The organism is Prosthecobacter sp., from assembly GCF_044222565.1.
Taxonomy (GTDB): domain Bacteria; phylum Verrucomicrobiota; class Verrucomicrobiia; order Verrucomicrobiales; family Verrucomicrobiaceae; genus Prosthecobacter.
Window position 1 is genome coordinate 89013 of sequence record NZ_JBGANA010000025.1, and the last position, 22882, is coordinate 111894.

Annotated in this window: 12 protein-coding genes; 7 read left to right on the forward strand and 5 right to left on the reverse strand. The window is 61.5% G+C overall.

Features of this window, described 5'->3' with window-relative positions:
• Positions 1–13: 13 nt before the first annotated feature.
• The 5 genes from ACILSR_RS27135 to ACILSR_RS27155 form a co-directional block, all read right to left on the reverse strand.
• Positions 14–652 (reverse strand): TerD family protein, encoded by a 639-nt coding sequence (locus tag ACILSR_RS27135; protein WP_395752955.1) that lies wholly within the window; start codon positions 650–652, stop codon positions 14–16.
• A gap of 201 nt (positions 653–853) precedes the next feature.
• Positions 854–1423 carry a TerD family protein gene (locus tag ACILSR_RS27140; RefSeq protein ID WP_395752956.1) on the reverse strand — a complete coding sequence of 190 codons (570 nt, stop codon included), beginning with the start codon at positions 1421–1423 and terminating at the stop codon, positions 854–856.
• A gap of 26 nt (positions 1424–1449) precedes the next feature.
• Positions 1450–2004: a TerD family protein gene (locus tag ACILSR_RS27145; protein WP_395752957.1), complete on the reverse strand. Its 555-nt coding sequence runs from the start codon at positions 2002–2004 to the stop codon at positions 1450–1452.
• A gap of 10 nt (positions 2005–2014) precedes the next feature.
• Positions 2015–2680 carry a TerD family protein gene (locus tag ACILSR_RS27150; RefSeq protein ID WP_395752958.1) on the reverse strand — a complete coding sequence of 222 codons (666 nt, stop codon included), beginning with the start codon at positions 2678–2680 and terminating at the stop codon, positions 2015–2017.
• A 41-nt stretch (positions 2681–2721) separates the two neighbouring features.
• Entirely contained in the window at positions 2722–3555 is an 834-nt protein-coding gene (locus tag ACILSR_RS27155; RefSeq protein ID WP_395752959.1) for a TerC family protein, read from the reverse strand.
• A gap of 324 nt (positions 3556–3879) precedes the next feature.
• On the opposite strand from ACILSR_RS27155, the gene ACILSR_RS27160 reads away from it, so the two are divergent.
• The 7 genes from ACILSR_RS27160 (at position 3880) to ACILSR_RS27190 (ending at position 22876) form a co-directional block, all read left to right on the forward strand.
• Positions 3880–4929, forward strand: coding sequence for a PrsW family glutamic-type intramembrane protease (locus ACILSR_RS27160; protein WP_395752960.1), 1050 nt, complete (start codon positions 3880–3882; stop codon positions 4927–4929).
• A 1062-nt stretch (positions 4930–5991) separates the two neighbouring features.
• A complete protein-coding gene (locus ACILSR_RS27165) occupies positions 5992–7677 on the forward strand; it encodes a hypothetical protein (protein WP_395752961.1) in 1686 nt (561 codons plus the stop codon).
• Positions 7674–9764, forward strand: a complete 2091-nt coding sequence (locus ACILSR_RS27170; RefSeq protein WP_395752962.1) for a hypothetical protein — start codon at positions 7674–7676, stop codon at positions 9762–9764. Before ACILSR_RS27165 ends, ACILSR_RS27170 begins: the two co-directional genes overlap by 4 nt.
• A gap of 70 nt (positions 9765–9834) precedes the next feature.
• Positions 9835–13908, forward strand: a complete 4074-nt coding sequence (locus ACILSR_RS27175; protein WP_395752963.1) for a hypothetical protein — start codon at positions 9835–9837, stop codon at positions 13906–13908.
• A gap of 21 nt (positions 13909–13929) precedes the next feature.
• Positions 13930–18387: a hypothetical protein gene (locus tag ACILSR_RS27180; RefSeq protein WP_395752964.1), complete on the forward strand. Its 4458-nt coding sequence runs from the start codon at positions 13930–13932 to the stop codon at positions 18385–18387.
• A gap of 35 nt (positions 18388–18422) precedes the next feature.
• Positions 18423–21461 (forward strand): hypothetical protein, encoded by a 3039-nt coding sequence (locus tag ACILSR_RS27185; RefSeq protein ID WP_395752965.1) that lies wholly within the window; start codon positions 18423–18425, stop codon positions 21459–21461.
• A gap of 53 nt (positions 21462–21514) precedes the next feature.
• The gene (locus tag ACILSR_RS27190) at positions 21515–22876 is read left to right on the forward strand and encodes an AAA family ATPase (protein ID WP_395752966.1); all 1362 of its coding nucleotides are present in this window, start codon (positions 21515–21517) and stop codon (positions 22874–22876) included.
• Positions 22877–22882: the final 6 nt, after the last annotated feature.

A 22882-nucleotide genomic window follows, 5' to 3' on the forward strand; every position in this document is an offset into this window, starting at 1 on the left:
TGTTGTAGTGGGGTTAGTTGGGTAGATGCTCTTTGAGCAGATGAACAAAGCTGTCGTAAGGATGGGCATCGCCAATGGCGCGGAACTTCCAGCCGTCGTTCCGCCGATAGACTTCACCGAAGACCATGGTGCATTTGCCATCGTAAGCCGCTTCAGAGCTGAGAGAGAACCGGGCCATTTCCTTGCCCTTGCCATCTACAGCACGAATGTAAGCAGACTCCACCTGGCCAAAATGCTGCCCCAGCTTGATACCCTGGTAAATGCACACAAGAAACAGGATGCGTTTATATTGCGCGGGTATTGAATTGAGCCGAACCACGATTTGCTCGTCGTCATTCGCACCCGTTCCACCTATGCGGTTGTCACCACTATGGATGACAGTTCCTGTGGGGTGTCGGCGACTGTTGAAAAATACCACATCCCCTCCCACCAGCTTGCTGTCTCCACGATTTATCACCTGGTTATTGTCATTCATCAGGAACGCAATGGCGTCGAGATCAAACTCGACCTCGTCCTTCTTTCCAAAAAGGCCCGCGAAAAGTCCCTGCTTCTTCTCCCGCACCTTCCAGCCGAGCCCTATGGTGATCTGTTCGAGATCGTTTGCGTCTTTGCGCAGGTCAATCGTCTGTCCTTTGGTGAGATTGATGGCCATGAGAGCGACGCTTATGCACTGGTCATTTATTTGCCTCGAATGCGCTCCCAGCGTGCCTGAACGGCTGATGCGTTTTCACGATTGATGTTCCAAATAATCGTTTCACGTCCGCACTGTGTGCATTTCGATCCTTTACGCGGCTCCTGCTGCCGCTTGCAATGGCCGCAGAAGAAAACTTCGTCTTTTGAGTAGCTGCTCATTTTATGAGAAGGCAGTCGCAAACTTTTTGACCATACTTTCCAGCCCCCCGGTGGTGGCGGTTCCCAACGCCTCAAACTTCCAGGCATCACCGCGCTTGTATAGGCGGCCAAACTCGATGGCCGTTTCGATCGAGAAGTCTTCCGCGAGCTCGTATTTGCAAAGCTCCTCGTTTGTAAGCGCGTTATAGATGCGGATAAACGAGTTGCGCACTTGACCGAAGTTCTGCTTCCGTTGCGCAGCTTCATAGATGGTGACAGTGAAAATGATTTGATCTATTCGTGGATCAAGCCTTCCAAGATCCACTTCAAGTGTTTCGTCGTCACCATCGGAATTGCCTCCCGTGCGATCATCCCCCGAAGATTTCACTCCACCGTCTGGCGATTCCTGATTGCCGTAAAAAACGAAAAATCCCTCATTAGGAACCTGACCGTTCGCCCCCAGCATAAAAGCCGAGGCATCGAGATCGTAGTCATGACTCGAGGCGTTGGGATTAGGATCCCAACCGAGACCAACTCCCAGTTTTTGAAGTCCGATGTCAACACGTTGTCCTTTGACGAGATTGATGGCCATGGTTTGTATTCAGCAAGTTTAATGAGTTAAGAATATTGGTTGAGCAGACCTTCCAATCCGCCGTTGTGGCCGCGTCCGATGGCCTCAAATTTCCAAGCACCGCCTCTGCGATAGAGCCGTCCAAATTCGACCGCAGACTCAGTCGAGAAGTCTTCATCCAGCTCGTATTTGCAAATTTCCTGTCCAGTCACCTGATCGTAGATGCGGATGAATGCATTACGCACCTGACCAAAGTTTTGCCGCCTCGTCTCGGCGTCATGAATCGTCACCACAACAATGATCTCCGACACACGCGAGTCAACGAGGCTCAGATTGGCTGTTAGCGTCTCGTCATCCCCCTCCCCTTCGCCATCCGTGTTGTCCCCGCTGCTGCGCACTGCTCCATCAGGGGATGCAGGCTGATTGTAGAATACAAAGAAGTCACTGGATACGAGCTTGCCGTTTTCACCCAGCAAAAAGGCGCTGGCGTCAAGATCGTATGGTTGTGAAGAGGACTGAGTGTTGGGATTCCAGCCCAGACCGATTCCCGCCTGCTGAAGTCCGACATCGATCCGTTGTCCTTTGGTAAGATTGATGGCCATGTTTTTGATGTTACATATTGCTGTATTCTTGAGCGATGCGGGCAACAGTCTGGCCAACGAAAACGTCTTCAGTAGCGTCGCCGATGGCTGCAAACTTCCATTCTGTTCCCTTGCGATAAAGCCTGCCCATAATGAGCGCTCTGCGGTTCTTGTACTGTGCTTCCGCCGCAACATTGTAGGAGGCGAAAACATCCTTCACCCTGGTCGGCGTGCCCTCAAACATGCGGATCTTCGCATAGGGGATCTGGGAGAAGTCCTCCTGGCCGCAATTGTTCAAGAAAAAGAAAATCTGCCCTACATTTTGCGGAACACCTGCCAAGTTTACGGTGATAATTTCATTGTCCAAACCGTCATCTCCACCCGAGTCTCCTGCACGGTCATCCCCCGTATGTTTCAGTGCGCCGCCGGCGGCCATCAGTTTGCCGGCGGGCAGGCCAAATTTGGCCAGCAGTTCAGGCTTATAGAGTGGCGAATAAATGTGATCGCAGAGCTTTCCTTGGGAATCGAGCAGAACTGCACTGAGATCGAGATCAACTTCAGCGACTTTCTTTGTCAGTCCGAGAAAACCTCGCGATTCGATTCCACCCCAGTTCACACCGACGCAAAAATCAGTGAGTGTAGCACCGGTCGATTTCTTCAGATCAATACGTTGTCCTTTGGTGAGGTTGATGGCCATGACATTAAAAGGTGAGTTGTTGCTGTCGGGTAAGAAGTCATTCAGTTGTTTTCCGTGCTTGCTGAGGGAACGGGCTTGTTTGTGAAGAGCCCGATGATACCGCGAACAGGAAGGAAGATCAGACCGAGAAGAAATCCTGTGATCGCCGAATAGATCTTCATCGGCCAGCGGACGAGCCAGAACAGGGGGGCGCACAGCTTTTGGACGATCGCAGCTTCCCCATAGATAATGGAGAGGGCAAGGATGATACAAATGCCAATGAATTTGCCCATGGCACCGATTTCGACGTGCCATTTTAGCTCGGCAATCAGGATAAAACCAACGTAACCAATCAGGAGGAAAGCGGTGTTTTCCAGTATGGGAAACTTCTCAATCAACTTGATGCAAATTCCAGCCAAGAAACGCAGGGCAAGAATGCCGATAAAAACACCGGTGCAGACGACCCAGAGCTTTGGACTGATAGCGACGGCGGCGACCACATTGTCGACGCTCAAGCTCAGATCCATGAACTCAATGGCTAAAACGGTCATCCAGAACCCACGTTGTTTGCCTCCACCATCGGCGTCGTCATCGCCGTCTTCGTTTTCCTGGCCGCTGAAATGAGCGGCCATCAGATGGATCAGATACGCGGCCCCAATGATTTTGAGCCAGGGATTTGCGATGATCCAAGCAGCTCCCCACATGCACAAGCCGCGAAAGAGGTAGGCACCGATAATGCCATATTTGAGAGCGAGATACTTTTGTTTGCCCGGCAAATGCTTTGCCATCGCTGCAATGGCGAGAGCATTGTCCACACTGAGCAAGCCCTCGATAATGATCAGTGAGATAATAACAGGAACAGCTTCAATTAACTCAGGAGTGGTCGGGAAAGTCATAATTAAGAAAAGAGCTTAAGTAACCAGTGCTTTTGAACAGCTCAGCTTTTACATACTGAACCCGCTAACGAGCAACAATTTTTTTTCGTACTATAAAAAATAATTACTTCAGTTCTGCAATCGCATCTCCATCGAACTTTTTTATACACGTAGTTCATTAACCGGAAACCATTATAAACACTTGGATGTCAGATGATTGGGCATAGGAGCCATTCGTTTTCAGTAAATTACTTTTGAAGGATCTGGACCTATTCCTTGGAACAGCTAATAAAAATTGCTCGTTTGGGTTTGCCATCGCGTGCAGTCGAAAGCAGATCAGCTTGAATGAACATCATCGTCCAGCGCGCGAATCAGGACTTTGGTCCGTACCCCATTTCATTGATCGAGCAGTACATTGCGCAGGGGAGCCTGCTGCCCCACGATCTCGCCCGCAAAGAGGGCGAGCCTGTATCCAGCAGTTTGCCGCTTGGGAAGCTCCTGGCGCAGTGTGGTGGAATGAATCCACTCGCTGGAAATCCCTTTCAGGCGGCAATTCAGAATATGAAATCGTTTGATATCCGCCTGCTTTTCCCGTGGGGAACGATTCGCTCGTTGTCGTGGTTTAACGATCGCCGCCTCATTTATCTCGCCACCGTGGGGCTCGCACCTGCATTTGCACTGATGCTCGCACCAGGGATATGGGCGGGGTATTGGGCAATTGCGCTGTACTTTTCTGCACTTTGGGCTCTGTTTTTTTTCTACCTCTTTCGCACCCCGCAGGTGCAACTGCGGATTTGTTTTCTGTGCTTTGGCTTCACTGCGATCATTTCGATCTCACTGCTTCTGATGTTGCATCACATCTGGCCTTGGAATGCCTTGATAGCGATGGCCGCTTCTGAGAGCTTTCTGCCGCGTTTGTTCGGCATGTTTTTCGGGGTGGGTGTGAATGAGGAGCTGTGCAAGGCGGCTATTTTATTTTGGCTGGTGAAACGTCCGGGAGTACAATTTGTCCCCCAAACAGCTGTCTTTTACGGAATGATTTCGGGCCTGGGCTTCGGCATCTACGAGGGCGTTCACTATCAGATGAACATCAACCGCGAGGCTGGCGTAGACGGTGCGTATTTGCTGAACATCGCACGACTGACATCTCTTCCATTTTTGCATGCGGTTTGGACCGGAATTGCCGCTTATTTTATTGGGTTTGCAGCATTGCATCCGCGAAAGCGGTACGGGCTCTGGGTGATTTCCATCGCGGTGCCAGCTTTGTTTCACGCGGTTTACAATACTTTTGGGTGGGGTTTCATCGGTCTTGGAAGCGCGCTGCTGAGCGTGGTTTTGCTCAACACCTATCTTGCAAACGTGCAACAGATGCAGCGCCAGCTTGCCGCACCGTGAAACACCAAAGTTTTCTCTGGGAGTCAAAGGGAGGGTTCTCTGGAAGCGACCGGATGCTGCCTCGTAAAGTGACGCCGACCAAAGGCGTCGGGAAACAACTCCGAGAGTGTGTGCCGCTTTGCTGATCTTCCTCCTGCATCTCATCTTATAGATGTGCCGGCCAAGGATATCGGCGGCCGATACGGTTTCGTTTTCAATGGCTCACCGCTATTTGCCGGAGGCGGGGAAGAGGTAAAAGTAAAATCCGCCGCTATGTGCTGGAAAGCGACCTCGTCTAGGCCATCATCGGCCGGGCAACCGACTTGTTTTAAAACACCGGCTTCAGCACCTACGTTTGGTTCGTCAGCAACCAAAAGCAAAAGGTGCCCAAGGTCAGGATGCAGCTTATTGCAGCCTCCTGCTTCTGGCAGAAATGCGCAAGAGACTCGGCAGCAGCACAAGGAACTCGGCCCCGCGCACGATCAGACTGCCTGTCTCTTGCTGCTTGAGGCGCACCACATTGATCAATTAATCGACCGGATTGAACTCCGGGACAGGGTCTGGCAGCATCTTCACAGCAATACCTCCGTCTGTTGAGGCAATGAACTCACGGGTGTCTGGCCGTGTGGAGCCCGGGTGCGCACCTGACGCACGGGCGTGCTCAGGCCCAGGGGGCACTGGCAGCCAAACCGCTGCGCACGCAGCGGCTGGCTGACATGGGCCGGGGCTCAAACGGCGCCGCTGATCACAAGCGTGTTCGCTTCGTTCCCAAGATTCGGTGAAACAATCATGCGGAAAACAGGTAACCGGAAATCCAGCCCGCAATCATCAGCCAACCCCTCACCGTCACTCCTTTCTCATGGGTTTCCAACATCGACCAACTGCACGCTTGCAGCACCGCCTTGGTCCGGTGCCGGCCCACTCCATGGATGAACGAAAAAAACTCTCCCATGACTGAAAGCGGTGCGTCTGCGGCGGCCCAATAGAGAGCGGCTACCAGGGGCTTTACTTTCGCGCCTCGGGTCATGCACGCAGTTTTCCTTGTGATCCCTACGCTATCTAATCATAATCAAAGTTTTATTGATGTCGTTACTCCCGCCTCCATCCTCCGACATTGAACTGCGGCAGCAGGCCCTGGTTTTTTTGCACGCGGCCTGGTGTTCTCGGGAGCTGGGCTGGAAATCGCCCCCGGACGAGGCTGCGCTGAGCGGCTGGGTCAGCGAGCTGGTGCAGGCGGCGCTGGCGGCGCAGGCCACGACGGCGCGGGAGCTGAGCAAGGTTTTTTACCATCAGCTTCAGCTCATGGAGCTGATCCGCTGCGGCCGGTCGGCGGGGCTGGCTTTGACGCAGGAGCAGGCTGTCCAGTTTACGCAGGATCTCCTGGCAGACAGGCTGCTGCGCGTGACGGGAAACAACCTGGGGCTCAGTCCGGAGGAGTTCGCGCCGTGGTCGCGGGATCGCCGTCACTACGTGGTGAAGTGCGCGCTGGACAGCGCAGACCTGCCGGAGCGCCTGCGGCGGTGGCTCACGCCTGGGAATGTTTTTCCTGAGCCGCTGCCGGGCTACCTGGACCAGGCCTACCTGCGCACGTGCACAGCCGAGATGCTGGCGGAGGCTGCGCGCCTGGTGCAGGAGGAGGGAGACTTGTGCGATGCCTTGCGCGGTGACGGAGATTCAGAACTGGCGGCCGGCTTTCAGCAGCAGGTGCTGAAGGATGTGCGCCTGCACCGCTATGCAGCGCAGCGCGCGTCCCACTGCGAGGACGTGGCGGCCACGGCTTTGCTGCGCCTGAGGCAAAGGCTGCCCATGCATCGTTTTGACCGCTCCCTGCGCAAGTTTGCCTCGGCGGAAATCAATGAGCAGTGGAAGCTCGTGGTGGAGGAGGAGGCACGCCATGCCGTGCCGAGAAGCGATGAAGACGATCCGGTGCAGAGACTGGAGGAAACCCTGGTGGATCCCGCGCTGCCGCTGCCAGAGCTGGCCGTGCGCGCGGAACTCTTCCAGACTCTGCGCGAGGCGGCGGAGGCTGCCACCCTGCTCTGCCGGGACGAGGCCGGGGCCGTGCGCATGCGGCTGGTGTTTCAGCATCTGCAAAACGAACTGCCCAAAAACGATCTGCTCGTAGCCGCGGAGGCAGATGCGGAGCTGGCGCGCTGCGGCATTTCCGCCGCGCCCACCACTGCCAATCAGATCGCCATGCAGCGGCGCTCCTTGAATCAGCGCCTGCGCAGCGCCGCACTCATCCTGGCCGGCGGCGCGGGCCAGGGGGAGTGGACGGATCAGCGCATCCTCAATCATCTGGTGTCCACCAAGTGCATGAGCGACACCGAGCTGGAGGATAAAGGCGGCACCGTGCGCAAGCTCACCGCACTGGCACGCAGCGCACGCGTGCTGGAGGAGGGCTGCATGCTCGTGCCCGTGGCCCTGCTGGCGGAGGGGCGGCAGTCGCATGCGCTGGAGCCGCTGATGGAGCAGCGGCGCACGCTGCTCGCGGGCCTGAGCGACCTCACGCGGCAGCGGGTGCAAACCGTACGCACGGGAGGCGTGCAGCTCCCCAAGGTGGCCAAAAGCGCGGCGACGCATGAGCTCACCGTCGCCGGCCGGCCGGTGCAGTTCACCCTCAGCTGCGCCACCCATGCGCTCTGGTACCTGCGTCGTCTGGGACGCAAGCACGAAGCCGACGCCGCTCAGGTTTTGCAGCCCGGTTCCCTTGCAGAGCGCCAGCAGCTCACCACCCTGGCCGCACAGGTCACACCGCTCCCGCTATGAGTGCCCCGCCTGATCCCAACGATGAGCAAAGCAGGCAGGATGCCCGGCTCTGGCGCGTGCTCACTGGCCAGACGGCGGGTGCTGACCTCTGCGCTGAGTTCGCCGAGCTGCTGCCCCTCTACGCAGCCAAAGGAACCCGCGCCATGGAGATGCTGCCACGCGTACATGCGCATGTGAGTGAATGCGATGCCTGCCTGGCCGAGGTGACCAGCCTGCGTGCCACCGCACACACTCCGGCCAGCCCCCTCGTGCTGCCAAACGCGCCGCCACAGTCACGGCAGCAGCCATCATCCTCATTCTCGCAGCAGACAAATGCTGGCTCCCTGGCCGCTGCAAGCGCCGCACCCGTGTCTGCATCCCTGGCGCCCGCCAACGGCACTCCACCACGGCGGCCGGCACCGTCGCGTTCGCTCTCCCTGCTGCATTATGTCGCGGCCGGTTCCATGCTGCTGCTGGCCGTGTCCGTCTCCGTGCATCTCTTGCGGGACCAGCACCCGCAGCAGTACGTTTACCGGGTTGCACAGCTGCCGGATGCCGACGCACGTGCGCGCCTGCCACAGGTGGGTCAGGCGGGCTGGCGGCGTGCGGGACTGTTCGCCGGAGTGGACTCTTATGCCGCCTTCAACCGTGCTGACATCGAGAATCTGCATCAGGCCGAGCGTGACGTGGATGAGGCGCAGCGTGTATTCATCGCCCAGGGCGGCGCGGCGCGCGCCAGCACTCTCCATCTCACCGGTGCGCTGGCCACCGAGTCCGGCCTGCGCTCCTCGGTGAACTGGCTGGCCGCCACGATGAACCAGCCTGGCGATCTGGTCCTGCTGCACCTCGCCTGCCATGCCTGGCGTGGTGGCCAGGGCGAGCCCAGGGTGCTGTGTGCGGACTCACGCGACAGCTCAGGCACACCGACGGGTCTGCCTGTGAGCGAAGTGCTGCGACCGCTGCGCGATTCACGCGCCACCACCGTGCTGGTGCTGGACACCTGCTTCTCCGGTTCGGTGACCCCGGCCATGCTCGGCCCCCGGCAATGGGTGGTGGCCTCGTCCAGTGCCGCGCAGCTCGCGCGAGACGGTGCTTTTGCCAAACATTGGCTGCAGGCGTTTTCCTTTCAATCCGCAGCCGCTGGCAAAGACGGCGTGCTTACCCTGCGCGAGGCCTTTGACGCCGTGGCGCACGCGCTCAAGGAAGAGCGCAGTTCGCAGGAGCCGCTGTTGATCGGCCCGCCCGGAGCAGATGCAGCGCAGGTCGTCCTCGCCCTTGCCGAAGAGGTGCGCCATCAGCTGCCCCCGCCCGGCATCGCCCCCCCTGCCCCGGCCCAGGTAAGGCTGGAGCTGCCCGCGGGCCAGTGGATCTCCCTGAGCACACGTCCCTTCGCCGGAGGCGAAACACAGCCGCTGGGTGTTCTGGCAGGAGATACCACCCTGTTTCTGCCAGGACAAAAACAGCGCTTCACCTTCAAGCGCATGACCCTCGGCGGTGCAGGAGAAAGCTGGACGCAGGACACCGGCGCTCTCAACGCGGACACCTTGAGCAGCCTGATCGTCAGCCTGCCCGCCGCCGCGCTTCATCAGCGGCCACAGTCCCTGCCGCTGATCGGCCCGCCCGGTTCGGTGGCCTTGTTCCCGCTGCTGCAAAGTTCCAATGCCGTCGCGGAATTGTCCTGGCAGTGGCATGGCGGCGTGCTGCGCATCCATGCCAAGCCGGGCACTCCGGCGGGCACGCGTTTCATGGCGCTGGCCGCCAGTGCGACCAATGGCGTGGACATCGCCCAGGAGCTCGGCCTGGCCTCGGGGGCGATGGTGAGCTTCAGCGTGGACATCTGTCTGGCCAATGATCCCGGAGAAGAAACGCTGCCCGTCGTGGTCTCCGTGGGCGGTCGTCCCGGCGAGTCATTGGAGCCGCGAGTGGAACAGGCGCTCACGCTGCGTGCCGGCTGGCAGGTCGCCATCATCGAAGTCCCCGCCAACAAGCTCACCCGCCTGCTCAGCGGCCTGACCCTGGAGCTGAGACCCGCCTCGACACGCCTGCCCAACGCCGTGTTCATCGAGCTGCGCAGCCCGACCGTGAGGGCGGCCCCAATGAAGCCCTGAAAAAAATACACCACGACTGAAAGCCCGCCCCAATCAGCGCCCCAGAGACCGTGACAGCATTCATTAACTTATGAACACACGCATCCCCACTCCACCCGCCGATAACCTCCGGCACAGCCCGCAGCCGTCTCTTGGTGAGAAGCTCTTCTCACTGCCCCACCTGCTCCTGACGCTGCTGCTGGCACTCCTCGCGCTGCCATCTCTGGCACAAGAACCAGCCGCCGCACCCGCCGCCGCACCTGCAGCAGCACCCGCCGCAACAGATGCCCCACCGGGTGCCGGTGCCCGGGCTGCCATGATGAACTCCATCAAGGAAATACATCCGACCTTTCCTGACTCGGAGGCACGCGGCTTTCTCGGCCTTGCGGGCGAAGACCTCACCGCCTGCTTTGGGGATGAAATGCCATCTGCTGCCTTGCACGATGAATGGACCAACGACACTCCGGCCGGCGACCTGCCGATCATCTGGAACTTCAAGTCCGGGGACAACAACAGAGGCTACAATGCCAGCGAGCTCGCATGGGCAAAGTCCTCCCCTGCGGTGAAGCGCTGGACATGGACCTACCTCCGCGTGCTCAGCACCCTGAAGCCGGACTTGCGCAACAGCTACTCCACCATTGCCGTAGGCACTGCAGCGCTGATCGCAGCCGAGCAGGCAGCCGCGGAGAACCTGGCGTGGACGCCCACCGATGTGCTCGAACCCATGCTGATTGTCGCCGCTTTGGAAACGCAGAGCAAGGGCATTACCCAGCGTCTGCGCACGGCCAGTTCCGCCGAGGCCATCACCCTCGTGCGCAATGCCTTTGACAGCTGGGGAGCGCTGAAGACTGGCGTCGCCAAGACCACGGACGACAGTCTCGAATCCCTCGTTACGAAGCCTTGGGATGCGGCCTGGGAAAATCAAGCTTTCACCCTGCGCCAGCTCGTTCCCACCCACCCGGCTGCCATTGACCGCCTGGAACGTGCCGTGGATGCCACCCCCAAGGGGGCGGTTCATTGGATGGTCCAAGTCGTCGCCCTCTCTGCCAAGCTCGAAACCCTGACTTCGGAAGATTCCGCGAAGGCCTGGACCGAGGTGCAGGCAAAGCAGACCAGCGAGATCAAAGACTGGCTGAAGCGCCGCTCCATGAACACCCTGCTGCCCGAGTTCAAGCTCGGCGCCACGCTGGATGAAACTGAGCCCACGCTGCTGCGCGCCGATCCCGTAGTCATTCGCGCAGTGGCCGTGGCCGCCACCAGCTCCTCCTTTCAACCCCTGATGACGGCGTGGCGTGAGAAGGGCAAGGGCGAAGCCGAGAAGGTGCTGCGCGACAGCCAAGGCTACAAAGACCTCATCGCACTTGCAGGCCGGGAGCCCAAGCTCACCCTACCCGAACGCCCCACCTATTCCAAAGGCCAGCAGGCCATCGTCATGGCCAGCGTCCGCTGGGAAAACATGGGCCGCGTGCATCCAGCCGAGGGCGCGACTCCTTTGTACGAGAGCGTCGAGATCCCCTTGTATTCCATCAACCCTGTGGGTGATGGCAAACCGATCACCGGCTTCCAGGCCAATGCGCTGGTGATCGTGGAACAGAATGGCAAACGCGTGCAGGTGCCTGCATCCGAGGTCATCCCCGGCAGCCGCGTGCTTGGTCATCTGCGTCTTGGTCATCCGCATGAAGGCACTTCTGTGAAACTGGACGGCTCACAAACCGAGGAGTTTTTCACCGTCACCGAGGTCGAAATGCACCGGCAGGTGAAACGCAGCGCCAGGCTCGCCTTCGAAGGGCAGCGTGGTGCGGATGCCAAGGAAAACGTGCTGCCGCCCACCGCCGGGGGCACGCTTTTGCTCGCACTGCCGATGGAGATTTTCATCGACACGTCCACCACCGGCATCTGGACCGCCACCGAGTCTCTGGCCAATGGCTGCGGTGCCTGGGCCCTGGGGCAGCGTCAGGGTAATCTGACCAGCATCGACAACCACGAGCAGCCAGTGGACCTCATCGAGTTCTCGCTCACACATGAAGACGATGCCAAGGCCATGCACGCGAACAACGTCGTCGTCTTCCTCGGCCCGCAGGCCAATGCCACCGCCGTCATCGTCGAATGCCGCAATGCGGACGTGGCCATGCTTGCTGAAACCGAATCTGTGATGCAGGCAAACGGCAAGCCCATCCAGGTGGGAATGCTGGTGCCGAATCTGCAATGCGATCCAAGCACCGCCAATGCCACCGTGCTGAAGGCCTACCATGAACGCCCTGAAGGGAATGGCTGGCAGTATCCCACCTGGCGGCCGTTCCCCACCTGGATTCTGAAGACTCAGATGTGCACCCTGCGCGAGGCCGTGCGCCTGACCATCACTGCTCCATCCGGCGGCGTGGTCCCGCTGTTCTGTTCCGGGGGAACCCCCTTGCTGGCCTGGGATGAAGCCACCCACAAAACGCGCCCACGCCGGGCTGCCACCGTGAAAAAGGGCGAGAAAGTCGTCGCTGAATGGCAGCCCGACGGCGAGACCCCCATCCTTGCCACCATTGACGGCGTTGAAATCGTGTCCGCCCCGGCCGAACGATTTGTGAGCATCGAAAACGTCAACCTCCCGGTGGTTCAGAGCACGGTGCTCGTGCGCTGCGACGCCCGTGCACGCCACCAGTACAATGTTGGCATCGGCTCGCTCGCAGCCGCCTCCATGCTCAGCAAGGCGAAGCTGCCTTCCCCCCCCAAGAAGCCTGAGCCGGAACAGCCTTCAGCCATCGCCGCAGTGGCGAAAAGTGGTGATGAATTCGCGGTCGGTTCCGGCCTGCCCGTCGTCAAGGCCGTGGGCAGCGTCGTCGCCTCCTACGATGTGTTTCAAAAAATGATCACCCCGACGGAGCTGCGCGGAGTGGGCGAAGGCGTGATCACGCAGATGCTGCACATCCATTCAAACAAGGCCTCCATCGTCGTCGCTCCCAGCCAGGCCCTTCCCGTGCAGGGGGATGATGGCCGCCTGCACACCAGCTACGCCTACCAGCTCGTGCCAGGAGACGAACTCTTCGTCGGCAAGGCGGGTGCGAAATCAGCCGAGACGGTGAAGATCGAAGGCATCGAGCCGCTGTTCTTTGCCGGTGCGGGCGTGCTGGAGCTTGTCGGCGGCCCAGGCACCGGCTTTCACCAAAACCTCAAGGCGCGTTCCGATCTGGCGCTGATCAATGATGTGGTCATTTTCATGAAATCCGGCGGCGTGGCGACGACGAAGAAGCCAAAGAATCTGACGCCTTACGAAGATGCTCCCGGTATTGGCGGCGGTCCCTACCGTGGTGACAACAATGGCGACTCGCCACGCACCTCCGCCGTCATCGGCGGCATGATCGCGCGGCCCACAGCACCACCGAATGATGCCATGAACATGCCCGCCGGGATGGATGCCGCCCTGCGCGATCGCGCACGCCGCATTCGCAATCATTTTGAAAATGAGTCTGACAAGCTCACCCGCGTCTCCGCGGACGACGCGCTGCTCAACCGCCTCAAGCAAGAGCTGGGTGCGGACAACTGGCCGCTGGGCAAGGACGATGACGCCGCGACCGTGGCACGCACGCTGCGCTCCTGGGTGCAGCGCTGCCTGGAGAACCGCGAGCTCTTTCTGCAAAAGCCACGGCGCAGCCAGCTCCCCGAGCTTGCCGTGGAGGAGCTGGCCATTGCCGCGCTGGCCTTGCGTGCCGGCGCCACAAACACCGCCAAGGAATTCACCGACGATCTCGTGGACCTGGGCGTCTGCGGTGCCATCGACTCCACCTCCGGTTCTGGAGACAAATCACCGTCCGCCACCCGCGCACGCGGCAGCTTCCTCTACGGTTCCGCAGCGCGCATGCTGGACCCGAAACGTGACATCACCCAGTGGTCCGTGCCGCTGCCCCTCACCAACGGTGTCATTTCCTGGAGCAAAGGGCTGGAGGCCGTCATTGGTGCCACCACGATCAAGCTGGCCCCGCCGGTGCCGAAGAATGGCGTCCTGAATCTCGATGAGCTGCAGCTTGCCCTCGCCGTCGTCACCAATGACCCGCAGCCCACGGTGCCGACACTGGACAAGGCAGATCCGCTGAATGAGGAGTTCAGCCAGTGGCTCAAGAGCGCAGTGCCGCCACCGGCCCAGTCTGAACCCAAGGTCAAGGCAGCGAACAAAAAGTAATTCGTTTTCCTCCCTCTGGTCATGCACTCCCGGCTTCACCAACTCCTGTTCATCCTGCTGACGGGACAGGCTCTCGCACAAGCGCCCGCCCCGCCTCCACCGGCGGCGGGCGCCGCGGGGACGAACCCCAACGGCTACCTGCTCCTGCGCCTTAAGTTCGCCCTGCAGCTCAACCGTGAAAACATGCTGCAGGCCGCGGAACCGCTGACCCGCAGCTCCGACGCGCCGCTTGCCGCCACTATGGTGCGTGAGGCTTTCGTACAGCGCTTCATCACCGGCACCGGCGGCGTGCTGCCGTTCTTCAGGACCGCCGAATCCATGTTTCATCCCTTTGGCAGTGATCGTGCGCAGCTGTCGGCGCTCATCGTCAACGGCGGCACCCTCCCGGCCTCGCATGAAGACGCCGCCTTCCGAACGCAAGTGAAGCAGTGGCTGCCCGCGCAGGCCGTGCAGGCCACGCTGCTTCCGGGCCTGGAGCCGAAATCCACCGGCACAGGCGTGGCGGCGCGCTATGAGTTCCTCCGCGCCCTCAGCTCGGGCGCCGATGCGCAGCTGGTCGAGACAAACTATACCACAAGATACTGGAACACCGCATCCGCAGGAGATGCCAGAACCTACCACAAGGAACTGGGCGCGTCGCTGGCAGCGGCGCGCAGGCTCATCAGCACGCGCCTCTTCAGCCTCGGCGTGTCCGAATGGCAGGATGCCGGCGATGCGCTGGTGCCCCTCGCCGAGATCGGCGCCGGCAATGCGGCCTTCTTTACCAAGGCTGCCAGGGAGACCCGTGAGCATGCGGACCAGCGCAACAGCCGAAGCGCCTGGGCCTTGGAGACGCTCGGCGAGCATCTCTCCATCTCCGCCGTGAAGGACGGACTGCAGCCCGCGCAGGAGGTGCCATGGTTCGTCTGGCTGCACGGCAACGTGCCCGCGCTGCGCCAGCGCTGGCTCAAGGAATCAGGGATCGCACGGGACATGTTTGACACGCTGGAGCGCTTCTCCGCCGACCACTTCGGGCAGATGTACACCCTCGCGAAAACGCACTACTACCCCTTGAAGCCATTGGAGGAGACTGTCTTTACCCGACTGCTCCAGCCCGCAGCCGCCCTGCGTGACTCCCTCAAGGCCCGCGCGGTGCTGGACGACACCACGAGCGGCACCTGGATTCCCGCCCACCGTGAAACCATCGCGCTGAACAACCTCGCGGCAGGCACGGGCCATCAGCCAGCCTATGAGTCAGCCTCCTTGCAACGCCTCGACTTTGCCGACGCCGTTTACCGCAATCTCATCTCACCGCGCAGCGCCAAGATCAGCGAGATCAACACGCACATCGGCTCTTCTCTGCTGGATCGTCTGCTGCGCGAGCATCTGCGGCTCTACCGTGAAGTCGAGGCCAATGAAGACGCCGTGGAGAAATCCCTGCAACGCATGGATCCCCTCATCCAGCACCTGCGCGCCTGTGCGCGGCCCAATGTGGACATGCGCAACTGCGCGCCTCTGCGGTCCCTGCTAGAGGATCTGCAGCAGGGCGTGAATGAGGTGATGGACCAGCTCACGCCGGGTGCGACGCCAGGCACGGAGCGCAAGGCCTTGGTGAACAAGTTCACCCTGCGCTTCAAACGCGCCATCCGCCTGCAGGGGGCGCTGTCCTCTCTGGTGCCCGAGCCCAAGGCATGGGTGCTGGGAGTCTGCCGCCAGATGCGCATCCGCCTCTTTGAACTCGCGGAAGAACACGATGCCGCCTGGGCCACCACACCAGGCGGAGGAATTCTGCGCTGGCCCGCCGAGCAGGTGCAGAGCAAGGCCGGACTCGCCAAAGAACTGCTCACCGACCGCGATTTCCTCGACCTCGCGGAGCACACTCAGGAGATCGGCAGCATGATCTTCAATGAGCTGCTTCTGCCGTTTGTCCGCGTACATGGCTTGTTTGCCACACTCTATGCCCAGGATGCCGACAGCGAAGTTTATCCGAAGTGGCTCGGTAAAAACCGCGAACGCTACACCCAGGTGTTTAAAGCGCTGAACACGCAGGAGTCGCTGGATGCAAAGCAGGCCGTGTTTCATCTCTCAAGTCGTCATCTGCGCATGGTCGGAATTGACAATCCCTGGCTGGGCCGTGCCGAGCATTTTTTTGCCGGTCAGTGGTCGGTGAATGCGGATCTTGCTCTGTTCAAACGCCTGCTGCATGAGAGCGCCGCGCCAGAGCCCGGCACCTTGGAAGAGGGCCTGGCACCCGCCGGGCATGTGCCGGATTTGCAGGCGCTCGCCATGCTGGCTCTGGAGCATGTGCCCGACACCGACCTGTGGCCGGAGCTGCCCTGGATCGATCACCTCGTCAACGCAGCAGACAGGCAGCGCGGTCCGTTCCGCACCAGCACGGCAGCGAAAGGCAACGCGCTGCCATGGAAGGCTCTCATCGGTTCCAAGCCGCAGGCGCTGCCGTTCAAGTTTGAAACTCCCGAACCCTCCACCGCGCCGGTGCGCCGCTCGGTGGCCCTGCCCCGTCTCACGCTGCTGGAAAAGCTGGTCAAAGCCTCGCCCAATCTGGAGCAGTGGCTCTTCATCTCGCGCTCCGCTTTGTTCCTGCCCAACGACGCCAAGCTCAACAACGCCAGCACGAATCCCGGCGATACGATCACGCGCGCGGATCGGTTGAAATGCAGCCTCGGTCCGCAGTTGATCGCCGCGCTGGATTCATCGGGTCTCAGCGATGACCTCCATGTGCGGATCCTGCGTGCGCTGGCTCGGCTGGATGTGTCCTTCGGCACCCTGCCGCCACCGCCGGCGCTCAAGGATGCCACGACGGGAGACGACACCCACTGGCTGCCCGCGATGGCACGCATCGATGACAGCCGCGCACGCAAACCCGATCTGCTGCCAGCGCTCAATGAGATCGTCGAAGAACGCCGCCGCATGGAGGCCGAGCGCCTCCGCACGGAGCCCCTGAGCGAAATGGAGCAGGCGCGTGAGGACATCGACTCCATGCTCGGCCGCCCGGCTTCCGCCGAGGACCCCGGCGCGCGCGGCACGCTGCTGCCCGTGGTCAATTTTTCCAGCATCGACCGCCCCACCATCGCGCGGCAGTTTGGCCGCCGGCTCGAAAGCTTGAATGACCAGACCATCCGCCCGTACCTGCGCCTGCGGCGTGCGTTTGAAAAGCTGCTCTCCAAAACAGAGCCCTCCAAGCCCGGAGACGAAGAGCGGCTTCATCGATTCTTTGCACTGCTGGACTACCAGCTTTTCTTCAGCCGTTACGATTTCACCAAGGGCAACGGCTGGCTGCCTCTGGAGCGCGAGGGCGACGATGTGAAGACGGGCAAAAAGGTCAAATGGTGGCCCGCGCTGACCCTCATGTCGATCATCACCCCCGGCTTCCTCGAACGCTGCGACCACTTCACCGAGTCCGTCGCCAAAGCCGGCGGCAAAGTGCACGACATGAGGCTGGAGCTCATGCGCCTCGGCGAGGCGGAGTGCGGTCTGCTCAAGGCGATCTGTGCCGAGCCGGTGGAGCGCGCGGACCAGATGCTCGATTTCCATGTGAGAATTGAAGACGAGGTCATTGATCTGCGCCGCCTCTGCGAGTCGAAGCACGAGGATCAGGCGAATGCGGAAGGACTCGCCAGCGCGGCCTTTGCCGGCGCGGTGCAGGCGATGAAGCAGGCGCCGTTGTTGCAGTCCGGCCCCAACGACATCGCGGTGCGTGATCGGTGGTTCACGCGCTTTGACGCCGGTTTGTCAGCGCAGGACAATCGCGACCGCCCCGTGGCCTGCCTCGCCGATGCGCTCTCCCTCGCGGCGCGTTGTGCGGATGGTGATAAAACACTGCCTGCAAAGCTGCGGGATGCGAGCGCCCTGCCTCATGCGCAATTGCTCGCGGCCGCACCAGCGCTTGGCTGCCGCGGGCTGCTCGGTGGCGGCGCCACGCCCAAGGTCATCGCGGCGCTGCTGTTTGAACTCGTGGAGCACGGCGCCAAGGAGCGCCCGGAGTGGCGTCACTTTGTGGATGCCGCCCTCACCTCGGAGGACTCCCACTTTGCCGGCGACATGCTGCCTGTGCTTTCGGACCTGTTCTTCCGGCCAGAGGACGATCCGCCGCGCGTCGTCGGCGAACCACCGGTCACCAACATCAAGCGCCAGCGCGAAGGTGTGCAGCAGATCATTGGCGGCTGGCGTTCGCTGCTGCTTCAGCCGGTGGCCAAAGAGTCGGACAGCCGTCTGGCGCGCGCCTGCCGCAGCCAGACGGCAGACCTGCTGCGCCCGCTGATGGAAGGCAAGGTTCCCGAGCGCAAGGAGTGCGCCTACCTGCTGGCTCCGCTGGATGAATTTGAAAAGCGCGGCAAACAGGAGCTCGCCGAGCCACCCATGCCGTTTTTGCAGCTCGTCTCCTGGATCGAGTCACTCGGCCAGCCGAATGATCCGCAGCCCATCAGACGCTTCCTCGGCACCGATGAACCCGAAGCCAAAGGAGGAGCCAAGCCATGAAAACTTGCTTGTGGCTCTCTTTTCTCCTGATCTCAATGCCTCTGCTCCAGGGCGCTGAGTCCGCACCTCCCGGCCTGCTGCATCGTGCACGCGCGGCATGGGACAAGGCGGGCAGCACCGAGGTGGAGCGACTGATCGCCGAACTCAAGCAGATCAATGCCACCCTGCTCAAGCAACTGGACAAGGGCGATGCCGCGCCCGCTGTCCGTCAGGCGTGGTCCCAACGCGAGCATCTGCGCGAAGTCTGGACCAAGGCCGAGCATGTGCCCCAGCGCTTCAATCAAATGGCGGCGCAGGCGGACGAAAGCGGTCATGCTCTGGACGCCCTCTTCATGCCGGACATCCCCTCCGTTCTCGATGACAAGCTGGAGGCGTTGCGGCCGCTGCTCGCCCCTCTGATCGGAGATCTCGCCCTCATGCCCGAGGACAAGGCCATGCAGCAGAAGATGCAGAGCCCGCGCATTGTGCAGCGCCTGCAGCGCGCCCGTGATGGCGGGCTGGCACAAAACCGCTTCGGCTGGGACAGCAGCACGGAGTGGCTGGGAAATCCCCTGCATGCCACCTACGACTTCGTTCTGCTGCAGCGCTGGCTGGCCGAGCCCGCCGCGCTCGGCAGTCTCACGGCCGGGCAGCAAAGCTGGCTTCGCCTCGAAGCCGGCAAAGACGAGATCGCCGCCTGGGAAAAGGAGGCGGATCTGCCCGAGCCCCTCAGCGCCGCACATGGCGACTACCGCTTTGCTTTGCGTCCGGCATTCCGCGCGGAGAAACCTTCGCGCGTGCATGCAGCGCTGGCCCTGCTCTGTCCGCCCGAGGCAGCACCTAAAAAGCTGGAGACCGTGAAGCAGAAGGATGCCTTGCTGGCCCTGCTCATCAGCGAAGTGCTGGCTCCTTCCCAAGGCAAGGCCACGGAGACTTTGCGCTGGTTGAAACAAGCCGGACGCGTCATGCCCGTGTGGTGCCGCTTTGCCCCGGAGGAGCGCGATGGCACGCTGCGCGCCTGGGCGGAACGTGCGGATCTGGAAACTGCCCTGGCCGCACTGCCGGCCGGGGTGGCCGCACAGCTGCACGAATGCATGTTCCAGCATCCGGTCGAAAACTTCATGGATGCCCGTGGCAAGCTGCTGCCCCAGGCGCAGGGCTGGACTGGATGGACTCCCCTGCCCCAGGCTCAGGTCACCGCGCCGTCTGCCGCCAAACCTGCAGCCAAGAAGGATGAGCATCCTCCCACGCAATGGACGCTATTGGGGAACTGGCTGCGGCAGCAGACCAAGGGCCGCCGCGTCACCTGGCTGCCCACGCAGCTGCCTGCGGAGGCATGGGTCGCGTTTCCAGACTCCATCGTGCTGCCCAAAACCGAAGGCAGCGGACCGGAGAGCCAGGGGCAACTGCGCGTCCAGCGTTCAGCCACCGAACCGCAGCATCTGCGGGTGGAGCTCTGGCTGGATGGCCGTGCCATTGAAGCCGGCCCCTATGATTTGAACATGAAAGCCCAGTGGGGGCCGTGGTTCTGGATGCCCAAGCCCGGCCTCATCTTTTTCGTCTGCCTTGGCACCGTGCTGCTGCTGCTGCTTTTCCTTCTGCTGCGCGCACTTAAAGGAGCCAGGCTGCAAGGCATCAAGGCTCTGCACCATCGCGGAGTCACCGCACTCCTGGCCAGTCTCGCGGGAGTGCTGCTGGTGCTCGGCATGGCGACCGCCGGCCCGAGCCTGACCTACAGCAGTCTGGCCACCGACCGGATCATTGTGGGACCTGACCACCGTGCCACGCCGCCCGGTCTGCGTCTCCTGTTTGAAGAGGTCGTCGTGCACTGCCTGCCTCATGCCAATGGCGCGGTCCTCGCGGAGGCTGCGGACAGCGGCTGGTTTGGCCGCCTGTGGCGTGCGCTGCGGGCCACGTGGTCCGGCAGCGGCATGTCCACCGGGCCGCAGGCGGGCGGGCAGGCCATGCTGCGCGTTTACCCCGCCGGCGAAGGCGGAGGCACCGATCCGCTGGTTTCCTGTGCTCTCACGGCGGACAACGCGGCGGATGTCCGCCAGCAGCTCCGCCGGCATTGGAAATGGGATTTGCCCGGTCCTGGCCTGCCCCCCATCACACGCGAACCCGCGCAGGCGGAGGTCAAACGTCTGCTCTTCTCCGATGGCGACGCGGGCGGGCTGCTCGCTGGCAGCAGCGCCGACCAGATCAGCTCCGGCTGGCTGGTGCTCTTCACTCCCACTCCCAGCCGCGATGCGCGTGCCGCCGTGGCAGATCTGCCGGAGCAGCGTCTCGCACGCCTTTCCGTTGATGGCCGCAATGGCGTCTTCAGCACTGCGCGCGGCTTCCCCGGCACCACCGCATTGGACGATGCGGCAGGCAGCTTCACCCTGGCCGATGCCGCCCCCGGTGACCGGCCACGCGACCTCGCCGAGCTGCGCAAGAGCTGGTATCAATCCCTCGAACAGGATGCTGAAAAGCGTGCGCGTCTGGCGGAAAGCATCGCCGAAAAACTTTCCGCTGAAGGCGAGTCGCAGGAGATGACCGCGCTGCTCAGCATGCCACTGCCCGTGGCGGCGCGCTGGAGTGTTCTGGCACTGCTGGCGCTGCCTGCCTGGCTCATCGCCCGCATCGCCTCCCTGCGTGTGCGCAACTGGCTCTGCTCCTACATCTCCGCTCCGCAATGGTGGCATGTGCTGCTTCTGGTGCTGGCCGGCCTGCTGGTGGCCATGTTCCTCGCCGCATGCCTTTCAGTGCTGCTGGCGCAGACCTGGGCCTTCGGCGGAGATGTCCGGCTGCTCGGGCGCTTCACGGTCATCCTGTTTGCCCTCGTCGCCATTCTCTGCCTGTTCACGCTGCGCAGCCTTTCACGCCAGCCGCGTCAGGTTCGCGGTTTGATCGAGCGTCCACGTCTGGAAACGGCCATGGCTTTGCTGGGCACTGTGCTCGCGGGCATTGCCGCTGGCTGGCTGCTGCTGCTGCCGGTGCGCCGCTACGCCGAAGCATGGCTGCCCTCTGACTGGGCGGGTTCACTGAGCATCGGGCTGGTCCTCTGGCTGCTTGCCGCAGGCCTGTGGCACCGCTCCACCACCGTCCGCTAAACATTTTTTCACAGCACTGAAATCCCGCTCTCAACTCCTCCCCATCATTATCCATGAACCTACCCGCAGCCTACGCCTCATATAAGGAATTGTACAACAAAGCCACCGCACCCGGAGGCATCGTCGGCATGGAGGAAGTCGTGGACTTCCTCTTCCTCTCGCTCATCGCCGGCGGCCACTGTCTGCTCACCGGCAATCCCGGCCTGGGAAAAACCTTTGCCTGCAACCTCGTCGCGCGCCTGTGGAATCTGGATTTCAAACGCGTGCAGTTTGTGCCGGACATCATGCCCTCGGACATTTTGATCTCGCAGATCTTCGATGAAAATCCCGCCACGCATGAGCCGATGATCAAGCAGATCCCCGGTCCGATTTTCACCAACCTGCTCCTCGCGGATGAAATCAACCGCGCTCCCGCCAAGGTGCAAAGCGCGCTGCTGGAAGCGATGCAGGAAGGCCAGGTCAGCACGCCCTCCCGCGCCACCCGCATCATCCGCACCGAAGCCGAGGCGGAGGCTTTGGAGACCTATGCCAAAGCGGTGGAGGCAGGTGCCATCGCCCCGTTCTTCGAACACGCAAAGGAATGGCTGGTGCAGGACGACGAAGGCGTGCGCCGCTGGCCGCAGAGCCTTTCCGTGCTGGCCACGCGCAACCCGTGGGAAATGGAGGGCACCTATCAGCTGGGTGAGGCCAGCCTGGACCGTTTCCTCGCGGAGCTCTTCGTTTCCTACCCCACCGAAAAGCAGATGAAGGAGATCCAGACCGAGCAGGCAGGTGTGCGTGCACCACGACCGCCAACGAGACTGCAGCTCGGTGCGGAAGACATGCTCAACGCCACCGTCCTCGGCCTTCAAGACGAAAAGAAACGCAAGGTGTACCTCCAGCTCAAAGCGGTGGTCTTCATGGCGACCCTCAGGATGGAACTGCTCGGCCCAAAAGCGATGAACCAGTTTTCCGGCACAGCGCTGGCCACCACCATTCGCGACATCGTGGCCTTCACCCATCTGCGCTCCGCCAGTGCGGACGATGGCGGAGCGGACTGGTCCGCCGAAGCGGGAGACAGCAAGGCCGCCGATGAATCCCGCGCCGCACAGACGAAGCTGCGCGCATGGGCCTGGTCCCAGGACGCGGAGAAAAAACGCATCGCTGAAACATTGCTGCGCGTCACCTCCAGCGAGCGCTACCCCTCGGTGCTCAGCGGCGCGGGGCCGCGCGCGGTGATCATGCTCACGCGTGCCGTGCTGGTGCGCGCGTTCATGGAGGGTCGCGCGGGCTATCCTGACGTGGCGGATTTGATTTATGTGCTCAAGCCGGTGCTGCGCCACCGCATCCGCCTCACGCCCTCGGCGCAGGCCGCCAATCGCACGACCGACCAGGTCGTCGAAGAGCTCATCTCCGCCTTCTTCCCCACCCGGTAATCCGTC